Source organism: Methanosarcina mazei S-6 (genome assembly GCF_000970205.1).
Taxonomy (GTDB): domain Archaea; phylum Halobacteriota; class Methanosarcinia; order Methanosarcinales; family Methanosarcinaceae; genus Methanosarcina; species Methanosarcina mazei.
Map to the genome: position 1 here is coordinate 530,953 of NZ_CP009512.1, position 13,180 is coordinate 544,132.

The 13,180-nt window shown below is 43.6% G+C and carries 12 protein-coding genes; 7 read left to right on the forward strand and 5 right to left on the reverse strand.

The features are described 5' to 3' along the window. Window positions 1–737 precede the first annotated feature (737 nt). From MSMAS_RS19365 to MSMAS_RS02275, 4 genes are all read right to left on the reverse strand, one after another. Window positions 738–854 (reverse strand): hypothetical protein, encoded by a 117-nt coding sequence (locus MSMAS_RS19365; RefSeq protein ID WP_230625173.1) that lies wholly within the window; start codon window positions 852–854, stop codon window positions 738–740. Further along, entirely contained in the window at window positions 823–1,059 is a 237-nt protein-coding gene (locus tag MSMAS_RS19370) for a hypothetical protein (protein WP_011032825.1), read from the reverse strand. The genes MSMAS_RS19365 and MSMAS_RS19370 overlap by 32 nt, the downstream gene beginning before the upstream one ends. Before the next feature lie 515 nt (window positions 1,060–1,574). After that, window positions 1,575–2,327 carry a hypothetical protein gene (locus MSMAS_RS02270; protein ID WP_011032824.1) on the reverse strand — a complete coding sequence of 251 codons (753 nt, stop codon included), beginning with the start codon at window positions 2,325–2,327 and terminating at the stop codon, window positions 1,575–1,577. 454 nt (window positions 2,328–2,781) lie between these two features. Continuing rightward, the gene (locus tag MSMAS_RS02275) at window positions 2,782–3,600 is read right to left on the reverse strand and encodes a CRISPR-associated protein Cas4 (RefSeq protein ID WP_152557980.1); all 819 of its coding nucleotides are present in this window, start codon (window positions 3,598–3,600) and stop codon (window positions 2,782–2,784) included. A gap of 141 nt (window positions 3,601–3,741) precedes the next feature. On the opposite strand from MSMAS_RS02275, the gene MSMAS_RS02280 reads away from it, so the two are divergent. The 5 genes from MSMAS_RS02280 to cyaB all read left to right on the forward strand — a co-directional run bounded on the left by MSMAS_RS02280 (window position 3,742) and on the right by cyaB (window position 7,811). Continuing rightward, window positions 3,742–4,482 (forward strand): helix-turn-helix domain-containing protein, encoded by a 741-nt coding sequence (locus MSMAS_RS02280; protein ID WP_011032822.1) that lies wholly within the window; start codon window positions 3,742–3,744, stop codon window positions 4,480–4,482. A 40-nt stretch (window positions 4,483–4,522) separates the two neighbouring features. Beyond that, the gene (locus MSMAS_RS02285; RefSeq protein ID WP_011032821.1) at window positions 4,523–5,572 is read left to right on the forward strand and encodes a hydroxymethylglutaryl-CoA synthase; all 1,050 of its coding nucleotides are present in this window, start codon (window positions 4,523–4,525) and stop codon (window positions 5,570–5,572) included. A gap of 17 nt (window positions 5,573–5,589) precedes the next feature. Continuing rightward, window positions 5,590–6,762 carry a thiolase domain-containing protein gene (locus MSMAS_RS02290; RefSeq protein WP_048038448.1) on the forward strand — a complete coding sequence of 391 codons (1,173 nt, stop codon included), beginning with the start codon at window positions 5,590–5,592 and terminating at the stop codon, window positions 6,760–6,762. 6 nt (window positions 6,763–6,768) lie between these two features. After that, complete coding sequence (locus MSMAS_RS02295) at window positions 6,769–7,167, forward strand: Zn-ribbon domain-containing OB-fold protein (RefSeq protein ID WP_011032819.1); 399 nt, start codon at window positions 6,769–6,771, stop codon at window positions 7,165–7,167. 113 nt (window positions 7,168–7,280) lie between these two features. Next, window positions 7,281–7,811, forward strand: coding sequence for a class IV adenylate cyclase (gene cyaB / locus MSMAS_RS02300; RefSeq protein WP_048046298.1), 531 nt, complete (start codon window positions 7,281–7,283; stop codon window positions 7,809–7,811). 256 nt (window positions 7,812–8,067) lie between these two features. On the opposite strand, the gene metG is transcribed toward cyaB, so the two are convergent. Further along, window positions 8,068–10,203: a methionine--tRNA ligase gene (metG, locus tag MSMAS_RS02305; RefSeq protein WP_048046299.1), complete on the reverse strand. Its 2,136-nt coding sequence runs from the start codon at window positions 10,201–10,203 to the stop codon at window positions 8,068–8,070. A gap of 332 nt (window positions 10,204–10,535) precedes the next feature. Between metG and sppA the strand changes: the two genes are divergently transcribed. Then, window positions 10,536–11,768 (forward strand): signal peptide peptidase SppA, encoded by a 1,233-nt coding sequence (sppA, locus tag MSMAS_RS02310; RefSeq protein WP_048042758.1) that lies wholly within the window; start codon window positions 10,536–10,538, stop codon window positions 11,766–11,768. Window positions 11,769–11,889: 121 nt separating this feature from the next. Next, window positions 11,890–13,158, forward strand: a complete 1,269-nt coding sequence (gene serS / locus MSMAS_RS02315) for a serine--tRNA ligase (RefSeq protein ID WP_048042760.1) — start codon at window positions 11,890–11,892, stop codon at window positions 13,156–13,158. Window positions 13,159–13,180: the final 22 nt, after the last annotated feature.

Sequence of the window (13,180 nt, forward strand, 5' to 3'; positions counted from 1 at the left end):
TCAACCTTTAAGAATAACACGAGCACTGTCCTTACTATAAATTTTCCTATCACAAGTTAAATTCGAATTCTATATTTCAGCCTTTTGTTTCGCGTTTCGGTGAGGCTAAATCAGGCTCTCCGCTATTTTGTGTAGGTTGAAAATTATTGCTTAGTTAGAAAGTAGCCAGGCAAAAAAAGAAACATCAAGCTTGAATGTGATTTTCAACAACGAATGTTTCTAAATTTTAGATATGCCACTTCAATATTTAGGAGATGAATGCAAGTTATCCATTCGAAACACGAAGAGCCCTAAATCATGAATCCTTCACATATGAAGCTCTAACATTAGTTCCACTGGAAACCTAATCATAAGAACGTCAACCATTAGTGATGGATGTCCTACAAATGCAGAAAGACGAGGTAGTGAGAGAATTTCATGATAATAATAAAAATAGATGTAGCCGCAGGTTCGGTTATATTCGGAAAATTCTTACAACTCATTACAGGGCAGTAGATTTCGTTTTGGCCTCTTCGCAACAATTGCCGTTTTTATGGGATTTTCGATCCAAAAAATATTAGGGTCTTTTCCTTGATTTTCGGAAAAATGGGCTGTATTCGGCCTATCTTTTACGGAATTTTCTTATACATAACTCCCTCAGCGCCTTTGAAGTCTACCTTTTATTACCCTGATAGTTCACTTTCTTCTGATTTTTGCCTTTTTTCACTGTGCTGAATCTTTTTCCATTCATTCCCGGTTTAGAAAAATTTGGACAAAAGAGAAGAATTCGAAACGCAGTGTTCTGAAAAGGTGCATTCTTTACAGAATTTTTCTTCCGTTTTCTCAGGCATGAATCCGGCTTTTATTTTTTCCACACGCCTGCATATTTTCAATACTTCTCTGCGGTCCGAACTCTGGATAACTACTTTTCGGATTATCCCTAACTGCTTTTTGATCAAACTCTGGATCAACTTTAGCAATATAAGAGCTAATCTTATGTGGTTTTATGTTGCTCGCATTGAGAATTTTTGGAATTGCTCCTTTAGGACGATGACTTATACGAGGTGTAAGGTAGTTCATTGAATAATTAATATAATCCCCTTATATATTAGAATCTAAGCACTATACTAGGAATAGTCCCAAATGATCACCTATATGTTAATCCCAGGAGAATAACAAAAAGTACAATGCATAATAATACAAGCTCTATAATATATTTAACTGATTTACTCATAATTCGACACCTTTTTACTATCATTTTAGTCCAAACATGTGAAGTACATTGACTCATGAATTGTACTTAGAACTTATTTTGTTCTCCTACGGTTAGAAATTTAGTTTCAGCCGCAGATTAATCCCTCTTCCACAAGAATGACTATAAATAAAAAAATTAAAGTGTAGATATTTTTGGCTGAAATACTATTTGTGGGTCTAAAAAATTGCAAAAATCAAATTTTACATACAACAATTTTAGTATTTTGCTTTTGAAAGCATTATGAGGTTTTATGAAAGAATTGTAGAGTTAACCTTGCCTTTCTATAGTAACGCAACCAAATTTCTACCTTTGATAAATTATTTTTTCACAATCATTATAGTTAAGGAGCAGTTTCTTCAAAAATAACCCGATAATTACCGTTTTGATCACATTTTATGTAAAGGTTGTCATAAAACTCACGTATAACTATACCAGTACCTTCAATAAATATTCCCCACTGGAAAGTTCCTCTACCGTAGATGTCTGAGCGAGTACCTGAACTATATTCGATACTTCCTTCTTCCCAGTTACTAACTGACCAATATAATGCATAATTTCTTACGTACCATGAATCTATATAATGAGCATCTACAGTCTGACCATTATAAGTAAAATACCCCTTTGTATAAATTGTGTAGACTTTAACACCAGTCCAAGAATAGAGTTCCTTATATCCTTTAATGGTGGGAGTAGTCGAAACACTCGCTATAGTAGCAGTTTGAGTTGTTATTTCATTATTTGTTTCTTCCTCTACGCCAGTAATGAAGAAATAGCTTCCATTTGTGAAGGTTATATTTGATCCATCTCTTAGTTGATAAGTCCTTAAATTAATTTTATCTGAAGCAGTATCATTTTCTTTAAGATCATTTATTGAAATTTTATCTTTGTTTGCTTTAACATAATTCGCAACCACATCTTCTGTGGATAAGTTTTTTTTATTGGAATTCAGTGAATCTATTAGCCCTTGTTCCAATTCAGAAGGCTTCTTACTGATCTTTGAGATTTCTTGTGCACTCACAGCTGGTATCAATGTCATACCAACCAGTAGTATTACCAAAATTAATATTCCTATTCCAAACCTTTTATTGAACATTATATTACATTCCTAGTTATTTTTTCCCTAGGAGGCAGAATAAGACAAGCTTAAATATACGCTAAGCTAACTTAATTATGCCTCGTAGGGTATGTTTTATGGAGTTCGACTGAACCTGGAAAGTTTATTTGAACTCCATAAATCCCTCTTACCTAACTCCTTATATGTTTTCTGTCCAGATTATCAAACAATCAGAAATGATGTTGGATTTATGATTATTTTTTTCAAAATTACTACTTTATTGACTAATTGTTTGAGACTCTGGAGAAAAAACTTATATATTCATACTCAACGCAAGTTCTTTCTTACACCTAAAAAATGAGAAATGTTATTGTTAATAAAGATACAAACTGTGTTCAGTCGCACTCAAAAAAGTCCTTACAACTGTTACTGAACAACAGTTTTGTTTTTGCTTTTTTTATTATGCTGCAATCCTTTTCCATCCATTCATGATTTAGAAAAACTTGGACATGAGGGAAGAATTCGAAACACAGTGCTCTGAAAAGGTGCATTCCGGACAGAATTTTTCTTCTGTTTTTTCGGGCATCAATCCGGCTTTTATTTTTTCCACACGCCTGCATATTTTCAATACTTCCCTGCGGTCCGAACTCCGGATAACTACTTTTCGGATTATCCCGAAACTTACGTATTCGACAAAACCGAAAGGAATTTCTTTTCCGGTCTCGCTTTCAAGGAGAAGGGCAAGTGCTGCAATGTGTATTCTGTCAGATGCCCATACGCCCTGAATGGGGCAGCTTCCGGGCCTTATTATTGAGGGGACATTTGCGCCTTCAAAACAGACTATCTTGGAAGGTGATCCCTTCAGGTTCAGGCGCTTTGAGAAAATAATGGGCTCCGTTTTTACAGGGGTAAGTGCCGCAAGCATGGCATCATTTCCGAATTCTTCTATCCCTTTGAGAAGGTTGGCTGCAATTTCAGGGATTTTAGCTCTTGCCCGCGCGTCCCCTTCTTCCAGAAATCCTTTTTCTGTGCGTTCAAATTCTTTTGGAAACATTAACGGGAGGTCTTTACATGCATAAGTGAGAGCAGCTTCGAGTTCTTTGCACATGGTATCGGCGTTTAACGAACACTTTTTCACAATTTCCGAATAATTCAGGGAGAGTTCCTTCAGAAGCATTCTCTCAAGACGGGAAGCATTAATTTCCGGGAGCAGTTCATATCCCCGGCTGACAAAGTAAACCCTTCGCGGGCAATTGATATACAGGAGCAGGTCTGAGACGCTGATCTCCGGGTTCTGTGAATCTGTGGGCATCACATTGTAATTTCTCTTCTAAATATTATAAATTTTTTCATAAAGAGCTTCTCGTATTCGACAGTTAACGCTCTGCGACAATTGCCGAACTGACATTCGTTAGATATATATGCTAATGTTTCCTCTTAGATTAAGTAAGTCATGACATCCAATGATTCCTCAGAAAATCTGCGCAACCGCCTGGCGGAAAAAATGGCTGGAGATATCACACTCTCAGAGAAACCCGGAGAGTCCCTGAAAAAGTGGAGGTTAAACTTCGAGATATCCCAGACTGATATTGCAAATTACCTTAAGGTCTCTCCCTCCGTTATCAGCGATTATGAAAGCGGGAGGCGAAAGTCTCCAGGGACACTGATCGTCCGGAAGATCGTGGAGTCCCTGCTTGAAATCGATCTAGAGAGGGGAGGCAAAAAGATTCACACCTACGAAACTATGCTTAATGCCGAAAGCGGCTCAAAATCAATCTACTCAACCTACGAGTATACTCTCCCGATACAGCTTGCTAAACTGGTTAACCTTATTGAAGGCGATATAGTCTATAAAGGAATCGAGAAGCCTCTATATGGTTTTTCTGTTGTCGACAGCCAGCGGGCAATCCTGGAACTTTCCTCACACGAGTTTCAGAAGCTCTACGGCTGGAGTACGGACAGAGCCATGATCTTTACAAAAGTCAGTACCGGAAAATCCCCCCTGGTAGCTATCCGGGTAACTAACCTGAAGCCCGGAGCTGTTGTGCTTCACGGACTTCGTAAAGAAGAGGTAGAATCTGTTGCAGTCAAGATGGCGGAAGTAGACCGTGTCCCCCTGGTCGCAACCACAATGGACCTCGATCAGATTGTGCAGCTACTGAAAAAATACAGTCAATACTACGCAAGGGAATGACCCCCTGGAATACCCTAAACACTTAAAAACAGGTGAAAGCATGACCATTGGAATAGTATCTTACGGCGCATATGTTCCGAGATACCGCATAAAAATTGAAGAAATTGCCCGGCTCTGGGGTGATGACGCAGAGGCTCTCAAAAACGGCCTCATGGTGTATGAAAAATCCGTACCCGATATCGATGAAGACGCAGCAACAATTGCCGTGGAGGCAGCAAGAAACGCAATGATAAGAAGTGGCGTCGATCCCTCCAGAATAGGGGCGGTGTATACCGGTTCTGAAAGTCACCCTTACGCCGTAAAACCGACAAGCACCATTGTCGCTCAGGCTATTGGCGCAACTCCTCAAATGACTGCAGCAGACTTTGAGTTTGCATGTAAAGCAGGGACAGCCGCAGTTCAGGCATGTATGGGGCTCGTAGGCTCGGGAATGGTCGATCTTGGTCTGGCTATAGGAGCGGACGTTTCCCAGGGAGCTCCTAGTGATGCCCTTGAATATACCGCAGCAGCAGGAGGAGTCGCCTGTCTTATAGGTAGAAATGAATCCGAACTTGCTGCTATCATTGAAGATACATACTCTTTTACAACAGATACTCCCGACTTCTGGAGAAGGGAAGGAATGCCTTACCCCGAGCACGGAGGGCGTTTTACGGGAGAACCCGGGTACTTCAAACATGTAACAAACGGAGCAAAAGGCCTGCTTGAAAAACTCGGGGCAAAGCCTGAAGATTATGATTACGCGGTCTTCCACCAGCCAAACGGAAAGTTCCCGAGCAAGGCTGCAAAGATGCTAGGGTTCACAAAAGCTCAGATTACTCCCGGACTTGTTGTCCCGAAAATAGGAAACACCTATTCAGGTTCCTGCCTCATGGGAATTGCTGCAACCCTTGACCAGGCAAAGCCAGGGGACAGGATATTTGCAACCGCATTCGGGTCCGGAGCAGGTTCTGACGCGTTCAGCATAACGGTTACTGACAGGATTGAGGAAATCCGAAACAGGGCTCCGACGGTTTCCGAACTTATCAAGGATCCTGTATACATCGACTACGCAAGGTATGCCAGGCATAAAGGCAAGATCCGCCTGGCCTGAAAACGGGGTGAATAATAATGAGAGACGTAGCAATTATCGGAGTAAAGAATACTAAATTTGGCGAACTCTGGGAGCGCTCCTTAAGAGACATAGTCGTGGAAGCCGGAATCGGAGCAATCCAGGACGCAGGAGTAAGCGGAAAAGATATTGATGCCCTTTATATTGGAAACATGAGTGGAGGCCGCTTTGTTGAGCAGGAACACATAGGCGCACTCATCGCAGATTATTCCGGGCTTTCAAGGAACCTTCATGTCCCGGCTACCAGGGTGGAAGCCGCCTGTGCATCTGGAGGGCTTGCCCTGCGCCAGGCTATAATGGCTGTGGCTTCAGGTTACAGCGAAATCGTGGTCGCAGCAGGGGCAGAGAAAATGACAGATGTAGGCTCTGAAGAAGCATCTTCGGCTCTTGCGGCAGCCGCTGACCGTGAATGGGAAGGCATGGCAGGAGCAACATTTCCCGGGCTGTATGCAATGATTGCAAAGCTTCATATGCATATGTACGGAACCACAGGTGAGCAGCTTGCGGAAGTAGCTGTGAAGAACCACAAAAACGGATCTTTTAACCCTATTGCCCAGTACAAGAACACAATCACCGTAGATAATGTTCTGAACTCAATAATGGTAGCTGACCCGTTGCATATCTTTGACTGCTCTCCGATAACAGATGGAGCATCTGCGCTTGTCCTTGCACCTGCGGAGATTGCCCACAAATATACCGACACTCCAATTTACATTAAAGCAACAGCACAGGCAAGCGATACAATTGCCCTGCATGACAGGAGAGACATCACAACTCTGGATGCAACCGTGATGGCTGCAAAGCGGGCATATTCTATGGCAAAACTTACCCCTGAAGATATCGACCTTGTAGAGGTCCATGACTGCTTTACCATTGCAGAGATCTGTGCAATTGAAGACCTCGGCTTTGCAGAGAAAGGTAAAGGCGGAATTGTCACAGAAAACGGAGAAACCGCAATTGGAGGCAGGATTCCTGTCAACACATCCGGCGGCCTGAAAGCCTGCGGGCATCCTGTAGGGGCAACCGGAATAAAACAGGCGGTGGAAATCGTAACCCAGCTGCGTGGAGAAGCAGGAAAGCGCCAGGTAGCAGGAGCTGAGTACGGGATGACCCATAACGTCGGAGGGTCAGGAGCGACAGCAGTAGTACATATTTTGTCGAGGGGGATGTGATATTCGATGTCTTCTGTTCCAAGATTCTGGAGAAACCTCGGCAGCAGGTATAACCTTGAAGGCACCCGCTGCAAGGAATGCGGGGAATATTTCTATCCCCCACGCAATGTTTGCGTAAACTGCAGGCGCATGGGAGAGCTTGAACCCTTCAAATTCAAAGGCACGGGTGAAATTGTAAGCTATACACTGATTCACACCGGTGCTGAAGGTTTTGAAGGCCAGGCTCCTTACACCCTTGCAATCATTAAACTGGATGAAGGTCCTCGCCTTACCTCTCAGGTGGTCGGCAATACCGATAATATCCAGATCGGAACGCGGGTCAGGTCTGTGTTCAGAAAACTCGGGGAAGATGGCGAACGTGGTATGATCTACTACGGCACCAAATTCGTCCCTGTGGATGCCTGATAGTTTTCGGATATTTCCTTCCAGGCATCTGCTGTTAATTCCCCTATTAATTAATAATGGATTAAACCATAAATTGAGCCAAACCATAAATTGAGCCGGAGATGTCTGGAATTATGATTGAAGTGGAAGTCAAGGTTAGAGCGGATCACTCAAAGATCCGCCATCTACTTTTAGAAATTGGGGCAAGTAAAATCGGGGTTGAAGAACAGTCAGATGTCTATTTTGCAGCTCCATACCGCGATTTTGCAAAGACCGATGAGGCTCTCAGGATACGCTCTCTGGGAGGACATTCTGTGCTGACCTATAAAGGTCCTAAACTTGATAAAGTTTCCAAAACCAGAGTGGAGATCGAAACTCCAGTGGATGGGACTGCTACAGCTAAAATTTTCCACTCTCTGGGCTTCATGGAAGCCGGTGCAGTCCGCAAAAAAAGGGATATTTTCAGAGCAGGAGAGATTATTGTCTGTCTTGATGCCGTCGAAGGGCTCGGAGAGTTTCTGGAAGTAGAGCTCGATGTGGAAGATAAAAAAGATCTCGAAAGTTCAAGGGCAGAATTATTTAAATTCTTATCTCAGTTTGGCCTGAGTGAAAAAGATTCTATCCGGACTTCTTACCTTGAAATGGTGCTGGAAAAAAGAAATTGATAACGTTCCTGGATTATAACTTTCCTGGGTTTTAATTTTCCTGGGTTTTAATTTTCCTGGGTTTTAATTTTCCTGGGTTTTAATTTTCCTGGGTTTTAATTTTCCTGGATTAGCTGTTATCTTCATGCCCGCATTATTACGGGCACGAAGACGAAAATCAAACTTTAACCTGTCTAAAGCCGGGTTTAAGCTTCTATGTTATTTTGATTTTACCTGATTATTTTAATTTTACCCGATTCTAACTTTTTTTCAATCTTTACCTTATCCTGGAGCCCGGTTTAATCTCCTTATCCGGCATCAGGGCTGCCACAATTGCTCCGCCGTCATCGGCTGCAAGCATCATGCCGTTAGATTCAACTCCGCATAGTTTGGCGGGTTTCAGGTTAGCGAGCACGATTACGGATTTGCCTACAAGTTCTTCTGGAGTGTAATATGAAGCCATGCCTGCAACAAGCTGCCTGGGCTTTTCCTCTCCTATATCCACTTCAATCCTCAGGAGCTTTTTTGACTTTTTCACAGGTTCGGCGAGGAGTACTTTTCCTACCCTTATGTCAAGTTTTGCAAAGTCCTCGTAATCGATCACTGGAAGGGTTTCTACCTGTACTTTCTCTTCAACTTCTGCAACATCTACTGTTTTTTCGGATGCTTTTGATGCTTCAGAGGGTCCCATTCCTTCGGACTTTGAAGGCTCTTTTTCGCCTCCTTTTACTCCGTTTCTCTTTGCATTTGCGGCTGCTACACGCTGGTTTGCAATCTCTTCCATCTCTCCTATCCTGTCATCTTCGAGCTTGGTAAAGAGGATTTCAGGTTTTGCAAGTTTTGTGCCTGCTTTCAGGGGCACAAGGGTCTCTTCATAAAGTGCGGCATGTATGTCGCTCTCCTGCCCTAGCCCTTTCCAGGCTTTCTCCATTGTCTGCGGGATAACGGGTTCAAATATCAGGCTCAGGGCTTTTGCCAGGTGCAGGCAGTTATAGACGACCTGTCCGCATGCATCCCTGTCTTCTTTTATCAGTTTCCAGGGTTCATGGGACTGGAAATAAGTGTTACCGAAAGATGCAAGAGCCATGGCAGAGTCCACTGCTTTCTTGAACTCGTACTCTTCCATTGCAGCTTTGACCTCTACGAGAGCTTTTTCTATCTCTTTCCGGATTTCAGGCTCTACTTCACCTTCCGGGACTTCTCCGTAGTTCTTGAAAGCAAAGAGCATGGTCCTGTAAAGGAAGTTTCCGAGAACTGCAACCAGTTCGGCATTGATCTTTTCCTGAAGCACGCGCCAGGAGAAGTTCAGTTCCTTGGTGTGGGAGGTATAGCTTGCAAGGTAATACCTGAGAAGGTCGGGATGGAAGCCGTGGTCAAGATAATCTTCCCCAACCCAGACTACATAGCCTCTGGTTTTCGAGAACTTCCTGTCTTCGATTTTTACCATCCCTGAAGCTACAACTGCTGTTGGCACGGAGTAATCTGCGCCTTTAAGCATGGCAGGCCAGAAGATGCAGTGGTGATAGGTTATGTCCCCTCCTATAAAGTGGACTATTTCCCCGTCTCCCTTCCAGAACTTTTCCCAGGAGTCTCCTGCCTGTGCAGCCCATTCCTCGGTAAAAGCGATATAACCTATCGGAGCGTCCACCCAGACATAAACCACAAGGTCTTCGTGTCCCGGAAATTTAACTCCCCACTCAAGGTTCCGTGTAATGCACCAGTCCGTAAGCCCCTGCTTTACCCAGCCGCGTGCGTAGTTGATGGCATTTGTGGTCCCTCCGAGGTCTTTTGAGAGGTAATCCATCAGGTAGTCGCTGAACTCGGAAAGCTTGAAAAAGAAGTGTTCCTGCTGGCGGTACTCTGCAGGGCCTCCGCAGATGGTACATACAGGGTTCTGAAGCTCCCCGGGCTCAAGATGTTTTCCGCAGCCCTGGTCGCATTCATCTCCTCTGGCAGTTTCTCCGCAGTGAGGGCAGGCTCCTTCTACATAACGGTCAGGAAGGAAGCGGTTGCATGCCGGACAGTAGGCGATTTCTATAATTTTCGGGTAGACATATCCTTTTTCAATCAGCCTGCTCACTATGTCGTGGGTCCGGTTGTGGTTTTCAGGGTCATCCGTTGTCCCGAAAGCATCAAAATAAATTCCAAGCTCCTTGAAAGTTTCGTCAAAGTGTTTGTGATATATTTCTACAAGTTCTGTTGGGGTAATTCCCAGTTCTTCGGCGTTTACGGCAATAGGGGTTCCATGGGTGTCCGAGCCACAAACAAAGGTTACTTCCCGCCCCTCTTTTTTCAGGGAACGGGCATAAATATCAGCGGGCACATAGGTCCGGAGATGCCCGATATGTGCCTTGCCATTGGCATAGGGCAGGCCGCATGTGACAAGTACGGGTTTACTGGATGATTTTGACATTCTTATCTCCATATATTTTTCTAGATGTATCTCTTCTGGATGACTGCAATTCTGAAATATATTTCGCTTATCGTGGTTACAAGGGAACTTATTTGAGGGATAGTTGATTATCATATATAAAGAGGGGTGGAATTCAGAGAAACATAAATACTTGCTCTGACAATTCAGACCTATTGGATTAATCTTTTTATTTGCGGGCTTTTTAAAAAATATACTTCTGGCAGTTCCTGTAACTGGAAATTTGCCTGCCCCTTAACTGGAGTTTTCAGCAGTGAAAAAGTACAGACCGGGGAAGTTAGAGAAACAAATCCAAAAAATACGGTCATGTCAATATGAATGATGAAAGTGTAAATTCAGATGGTGTGGATTCAAAAAACACGAGTCCTGAAGAGATGTCTGGAGACAGCCTGTCGGAAAATGATGTTTATAATAAAAAAGAAATTACTGCTCATGATGGGGACATTTCGGAGAGTAAAATAAAAGAAAATTCCTCTGGTTCCTATTCCGCTTCTGAAACGCAGCAGGAGGCGGCAAAATCAGATGTTCAGGAACCTTCTCAGCCGGAACCTCATAATACTATTAAAAGTGAGCGTTTAAACATGAATTCAGGCTCTTCTCCTTCCCTGCCGAAAAAGAAACGCAGTGGGGCTTCTTATCTTATCTTATTGCTGGCTTTAATTGCTGTCATTGCGGTTAGTATAGCCGCTATTTTTTACGGGCTTGGTTTCGGAGGAAATATCGGGAGTTCCGATAAGATAGCGGTCATTTATGTGCAGGGTACCATGCTCACCGGAAATGTTCCTGCAGGGCTCGGCTATGCAACCTCGGAAGAAATTTGTCAAAACATTCACTCTGCTGTAGAGGATAATAACGTCAGGGCGATCGTACTCCGGGTAAACAGCGGTGGAGGCTCTCCTTCAGCCGCTCAGGAAATAGCAATAGAGATAGAGAAAGCTCAGAAACAGGGAGTCCCTGTCATTGTTTCCATGGGGGACCTTGCAGCCAGCGCTGCGTACTATATCTCTGCCCCGGCAGATTACATATTTGCAAATCCTTCCACAAATACGGGGTCTATTGGAGTTATCTGGACCTTTGAAAATATGTCTGGCTTTTACCAGAATGAAGGCATAGATTATTATGTTTCGAAGTCCGGAGAGTTTAAAGATATGGGAGGGACCTGGAGAGGGTTGACCGACGAAGAAAAAGAATATGCTGATGAAGTTGTAATGGAGAGTTATGAAGAGTTTGTAACCCAGGTTGCCGAAGGGCGGAATATAAGCCGGAGTGAAGTAAAAAAACTTGCTGACGGGCGCATTTATACCGGATCAAGAGCAAAAGATCTCGGGCTTGTGGATGACTTTGGAAACCTCTATGATGCAATTGATAAGGCTGCGGAACTCGGAGGGGTGCAGGGTAAGCCAAAAGTTGTTTATATGAACAGGGCGACCCTCTCAAGCTTGCTTCTGGGCTCGGAAACGGACAACTCAAGCGAGGGAGCAGGTCAATTCGTCAGTTATTTTGAGGAAAGTCCTTATGGGAAAGTCCTTGCGTGTTTGCGCAATTAACGGATTTTCTGACTTTCCTTCTCCATTACTTATTTTTAGGATTTCAATTTCTTATGCAGGCTTGCAGCCTGAAAATAGTAAAATATATATTAGCTAACATGCAGGATATCACGGGCTTAACATGCTGGAACTTAAATTTGTACGTAACAACCCCGACATAGTTGGGCGTGCTCTTATTAGCAGGAATATGGGCACAGAGCTTATTGATAGCCTTCTTGAATATGACGCAGCCTGGAGGGAATGTCTCATCGAGGGCGATGACCTGAAGCACAAGCGTAATGTTGTCACCCGCGAGATAGCGCAGCTCAAGAAGGAAAATAAAGACGCTGCATCCAGAATAAATGAAATGCAGGGCATTAACAGCCGTATTAAAGAGCTGGATGACAAAATACGCGATTACAAATCAAAAATAAATGAAATAATGCTAAGTATTCCAAATATCCCTTCTGAAACCACGCCTGTAGGCAAGGATGAGAATGACAATCCGGTTGTAAGGGTAGTTGGAGAACCGAGGGAGTTCGCATTTACTCCAAAGCCCCACTGGGAAATAGGAGAGTCTCTGGATATCCTCGACTTTGAAAGAGCAGCTAAGATATCAGGCCAGGGTTTTGCAGTCTATAAAGGTATGGGCGCAAAGCTTGAGAGAGCTCTCATAAACTTCATGCTTGATGTGCACACCAGGCAGGGTTATCTTGAAGTTTTCCCTCCTGTGCTTATTAATGAGAAAGCCATGACTGGTACAGGCCAATTACCCAAGTTTAAAGACGATATGTACGGATGCACTGATGGTTTCTATCTTGCGCCTACTGCAGAAGTGCCTGTAACCAACCTCTTCATGGATGAATATATGGAAAACCTGCCGGTATTTCTTACAGCATACACCGCCTGTTTCAGGCGTGAGGCAGGAAAACATGGTCAGGATACCAGAGGTATCATCCGCAACCACCAGTTCAATAAGGTTGAACTTGTTAAATTCGTAATGCCTGAAACATCCTATGAAGAACTGGAAAAACTTACTCTTGATGCTGAAGAGATCCTCAAACTCCTTAAGTTACCATATCGGGTAGTAAGCCTCTGCACTGGTGATCTGGGATTCTCGGCTGCCAAGACTTACGACCTCGAAGTATGGGTACCTACACAGGAAAAGTATAGAGAAATCTCTTCGTGCTCTAATTTCGATAATTTCCAGGCAAGGAGAGCCAACATCCGCTACAGGACTCCTGAAGGGCCACAGTTCGTTCACACGCTCAACGGTTCGGGACTTGCTGTCGGCAGGACGGTTGTTGCAATACTGGAGAACTACCAGCGTGAAGACGGCAGTGTCGAAATTCCGGAAGTCCTCAGGCCTTACATGGGTGGGGCAGAAGAAATTAGAAAAGCTTGCCCTTGAAGATAGTTTGAGCTTGCGGACT

Coding starts and splice junctions, on each gene's coding strand:
- MSMAS_RS19370 (WP_011032825.1), bottom strand. CDS start 1,059: ATGAACTACCTTACACCTCGTATAAGTCATCGTCCTAAAGGAGCAATT.
- sppA (WP_048042758.1), top strand. CDS start 10,536: ATGAATGATGAAAGTGTAAATTCAGATGGTGTGGATTCAAAAAACACG.
- MSMAS_RS02290 (WP_048038448.1), top strand. CDS start 5,590: ATGAGAGACGTAGCAATTATCGGAGTAAAGAATACTAAATTTGGCGAA.
- MSMAS_RS02285 (WP_011032821.1), top strand. CDS start 4,523: ATGACCATTGGAATAGTATCTTACGGCGCATATGTTCCGAGATACCGC.
- MSMAS_RS02295 (WP_011032819.1), top strand. CDS start 6,769: ATGTCTTCTGTTCCAAGATTCTGGAGAAACCTCGGCAGCAGGTATAAC.
- MSMAS_RS02280 (WP_011032822.1), top strand. CDS start 3,742: ATGACATCCAATGATTCCTCAGAAAATCTGCGCAACCGCCTGGCGGAA.
- MSMAS_RS02270 (WP_011032824.1), bottom strand. CDS start 2,327: ATGTTCAATAAAAGGTTTGGAATAGGAATATTAATTTTGGTAATACTA.
- MSMAS_RS02275 (WP_152557980.1), bottom strand. CDS start 3,600: ATGCCCACAGATTCACAGAACCCGGAGATCAGCGTCTCAGACCTGCTC.
- serS (WP_048042760.1), top strand. CDS start 11,890: ATGCTGGAACTTAAATTTGTACGTAACAACCCCGACATAGTTGGGCGT.
- metG (WP_048046299.1), bottom strand. CDS start 10,203: ATGTCAAAATCATCCAGTAAACCCGTACTTGTCACATGCGGCCTGCCC.
- cyaB (WP_048046298.1), top strand. CDS start 7,281: ATGATTGAAGTGGAAGTCAAGGTTAGAGCGGATCACTCAAAGATCCGC.